Genomic DNA, 1,673 nt, shown 5'->3' with positions numbered 1-1,673 from the left:
TGCGCCGACTAGAAACGGAATGACCGCGTGTTTAAGCATGTTGGCCTCATGATTTGTTGTCATTTTTTAGTAGTGAGGTACGACCTCGTGAGTCGTGCCTGCGGATACTTATGCAGGGGCCATACCCATTGCAAGATCCAGAGTGTGTGCGAGCGTTAAACGGTGGCACGTACGTACCTTAATGTCGCATCTGTGTAAGTTTTGACGCATTTGACCGTTTGCGCGGGTTTTTTACGGTGCAAATGGAGCCCCAAAACGGTGCATTGGTCACGTTGTGTGCGCCGGGGTGGGGCTGGGTGTTACTTATTTATACTGTTGGTTTTTGTAGGATTTTTCTGAGGTTTGGGTGGGGGCTTGGTGGGGGTTGGGTTGTGGATTTTTTTGGAGGTTGTACTGGGTGCAACTGGGGTGCTTCTTTTGGTAGCGCCTTGGGTGAATATCCGTTTTTTGGGGTGTTGCGGGTAATGGTTCCGCCCTTACGGCGGGTTACTTTGGCAAACGCCCCAAAGTAACCAAAGGTCTGTGCCCTGACGTCCGGCCCTCGCTAAGGCTCGGGTTCCTTCGCTCCGGGTTCATCCGGGGGCATCGCCTACGGTTTGCTTCGCTGCACCTCCTCTCGATGCTTTCCCCGTATGAATCCCTCCCGCTCAGCCTCCCGACGGGCTCTAAGATCAAAAGCAGGCGAGCTGACACTCGGCCTAATTGAGTGCGAGTTCGCCGCGATTCCATGTAGGAGCTGCCGAAGGCTGCGATCTTTTGATCTTCGCTGTATTCGCCCCTCACCCCAACCCTCTCCCGAGGGAGAGGGGGCCGATTTGTAGGCCTTTCAGAATGTGGGTTCAACTCGGTATCCCAAGTCGGCGTACCTCGCCCAAACACCCCGATCAGTCCCCTCTCCCTCTGGGAGAGGGTTAGGGTGAGGGTTTGTTTTTGATTCATAAAAAAACCGGCAATCACTGCTGATCGCCGGTTTTTCATTCAGCCCAAAATCAAATCACTGCATCAATACTTCAATCGCGCCATCGGCCGTCATGCTGACCTGGCTTGTGCCCGCTTCAACTTCCGGCGTCACCGGCGCTGCATCCATTGCCGCCGCTTTCATCATCATCGGGGCGCGCAGGTACGGTTGTGGGTAGCCGTTGCTGTTGAGGTTCAGGTTGACGATTTTGTAGCCCTTGCCGCCGAGTGCGTCGGTGGCCAGTTGGGCGCGGTTTTTGAACGCGGTGACAGCTTCTTTTAGGAGTTTGTCTTCGCTGGCCTTGCGGGTCGGGTCGGCGATGGCGAAGTCCATGCCGCCCATTTTCAGGTCGCCCAGCAGTTCGCCGGTGAGTTTGGACAGGGCGGCGAAGTCGGAGCTTTCCAGGCGCAGTTCGGCGCGTTCACGCCAGCCGGTGATCTTTTGGCCTTTGGTGTCGTAGATCGGGTAGCTGTTGCGGCTACCCTGGCGCAGGGTGATGTCTTTGACTTGTTTGGCCTGGCCGAGGGCCTTGTTCATGGCGGTGCTGATGTCGGCGGCGAGTTTGGCCGGGTCGGTGTTTTGTTCTTCGGTGTAGAGGGTGACGATCATCAGGTCGCGGGCGACTTCCGTGCTGACTTCGGCGCGCAGGGAAATCTGGTTGTAGTGCAGCTCATCGGCGGCCAGGGCCGGGAGGCTGGCGACGCTGCCGACGGTC

Annotated in this window: 1 protein-coding gene; it reads right to left on the bottom strand. The window is 57.0% G+C overall.

The window, feature by feature from the left end; translation table 11 throughout:
- Positions 1-994: 994 nt before the first annotated feature.
- The coding region (locus tag ACIP1X_RS28880) for an SIMPL domain-containing protein (protein ID WP_400755975.1) at positions 995-1,673 on the bottom strand (679 nt) is incomplete at its 5' end.

It is taken from the genome of Pseudomonas sp. NPDC088885 (genome assembly GCF_044750025.1).
GTDB lineage: Bacteria > Pseudomonadota > Gammaproteobacteria > Pseudomonadales > Pseudomonadaceae > Aquipseudomonas > Aquipseudomonas rustica.
This window is presented reverse-complemented; position numbering and strand designations above follow the sequence as displayed.